The following is a 2,120-nucleotide window of genomic DNA, read 5'->3' as shown; positions in this document are numbered from 1 at the left end:
TCGTCGCCCGCAGCCAGGACATTCAGTTACACAGCCGCGTGCTCGACACCACGCCCGGCCTGTGGGAGGACGCAACCTACCGGCAGCGCAACTTCTTTGACTGGGGCGGCTGGTTGGCTGTCCGCCCGATGGACGAACTACCCCACTGGCGCGTGGTCATGCGCCGCGAGCGCGACAGCGAAACGCGAATTCGGGACATGGGCCGCGATCATGCCGAGGCCGTCGTCGAAATGCGGGCCATTTTGCGCGAACGCGGCGCCGTGAGTAACCGCGACTTCAAGATGGCGACGCGAACGCGAACGCAAAGTTACCGCGGTCGCAAAGATAGCGCGCTGGCTTTGTACTATTTGTGGCGCACCGGCGAAGTGATGACCCACCACCGCGAGAACTTTGAGCGCGTCTATGCCCTCACCGAAACGGTCGCCCCGGCACATCTCATTTACGAAAGCGACGAGGCCGAGGCTGACCGCTTCTTGATCAAAAAGGATATCAGCTTCGCCGGTCTGTCGCGGGTCCATCGCGTGCAAGATTCATATCACCGCGGTGTGCCGTTCGGCCAAGCTAAACAAATAATCGAGGCGATGCTGGCCGACGGCGACATCATCGAGGTGCGGGTCGAGGGCTGGAAGCCGGTGCACTATGCGCTCGGTAGCGACGCCGATATCCTGCGCGGACTGAGCGCCGGGCGCACGCCGCCGGCGTGGACGCCGTTGGCGACGACCACGACGGAAGAGGTCGCCTTCCTCGCCCCGCTCGATCCCGTCAGCGCCCGCGGCCGGGCCAAAGTGCTATTCGGCTTCGACTACGTGTGGGAGGTGTACAAGCCGGAGCACCAGCGCCGGTTCGGCTATTACACGTTGCCGATTTTGTGGGGCGACCGGCTCGTCGCCCGCTTCGACAGCAAACTTGACCGGCCGGGCAACACGCTCGTCATCCTGGGCTTGTGGCTGGAGGATGAGGCGCTTGGCCGGGACGAGGCATTTGCGGAGGCGTTGGCCCGCGGGTTGGCGCGGTTCGTCACCTTTCTCGGCGCGGGCAAGCTGGAAGCCGGAGCGATTGGCGAACCTTTGCTGCGCCGACGTGTAGCGTCTTCACAGAACGCAAACCCAAGCCGCGCATGAACACGATCAGGTGCCCGAGATCGACGGCGAGCCGCGGTGCTGGTCAGCTGGCCGGGCTGAACTGTCTCGCGGCAGCTCTGCCTGTTCGGTTGTGGAAGTATGGGCAGTAGGGTTAAGGTTCCTTGAGACGCTAACCCCCAGGTTATCCGCATGATCGCTGATGCGCTCCAGCAGGCGCAGGGTTTCGGTGAAGATGACGTCCGCTTTGGTGTGGCACGTACCCGCTTCCAGGCGCCGGATGTGCGTCGCGCGAGTTTTCCAGTACAGAACGTCAAATTCACTCTCCGCCTTGCAGACCTCCGCCGCCAGGATGGGATCCCCCTCTTGAAAGGCCTGTAACGATTGGGAATAGATCGCGTGGGCGCTGCGTGACAATTGCTGGAGATCATCAATGGCATCGCTGGTGAAGGGTATGTTGGCCACAATCCTATCCTTGGCGTAGAGGGCGATATCTTCGGCCATGTCGCCTACCCGCTCGATATCAACCAGCAAGCTCTTTATCTGGATAACGCGCTTCTGTTGGGCCAGGCTCAATTCCGTTCCCATCAATCGATTGACAAAATGGTCAAGTTCCCTGGTCACCGGATCGACCACTTTGTCCTCCATAACCAGCACCCTCTCGGCATTGGCCATGTTTTCTTCGAGCAACGCCTGACAGCTTAGCTCGACCATCTCGGCCGTCACTTGCCCCAGCCGGTGCAACTCGCGCGACGCCTCACTCAGCGCGACCGCCGGCACAGCGTACTGCATTTCATCAATGTAGGCCGTAACCTTCTGTTTCCCCTTCGTTGGATCGGCCGGAGCCAACCGCCTGGCCACGTCGGCGATCTGCCGGACAAAGGGGAACAGCAGCAGGCTGACAGAAACGTTGAAGATGGTATGCGCGTTGGCGATCTGGCGCGGCAATTCGGGCGATGTACGCTCGATGAAGCTGGCAAACTGAGGGATAAAGGGCAAGAAGATCAACACGCCAACGACGTTGATGAAGATTTGGGCGTA

Annotated in this window: 2 protein-coding genes; one reads left to right on the top strand and one right to left on the bottom strand. The window is 61.1% G+C overall.

Features of this window, described 5'->3' with window-relative positions; all coding sequences use genetic code 11:
- Positions 1 to 1,121 (top strand): winged helix-turn-helix domain-containing protein (locus tag ACE3UY_RS15540; protein WP_374688411.1); only part of this gene is annotated, 1,121 nt, incomplete at its 5' end.
- 6 nt (positions 1,122 to 1,127) lie between these two features.
- Here ACE3UY_RS15540 and ACE3UY_RS15535 read toward each other — a convergent pair.
- Positions 1,128 to 2,120: Na/Pi cotransporter family protein (locus tag ACE3UY_RS15535; RefSeq protein WP_374688410.1), on the bottom strand; the 993-nt coding region annotated here is incomplete at its 5' end.

The organism is Promineifilum sp. (SeqCode) (genome assembly GCF_041918635.1).
GTDB lineage: Bacteria > Chloroflexota > Anaerolineae > Promineifilales > Promineifilaceae > Promineifilum.
This window is presented reverse-complemented; position numbering and strand designations above follow the sequence as displayed.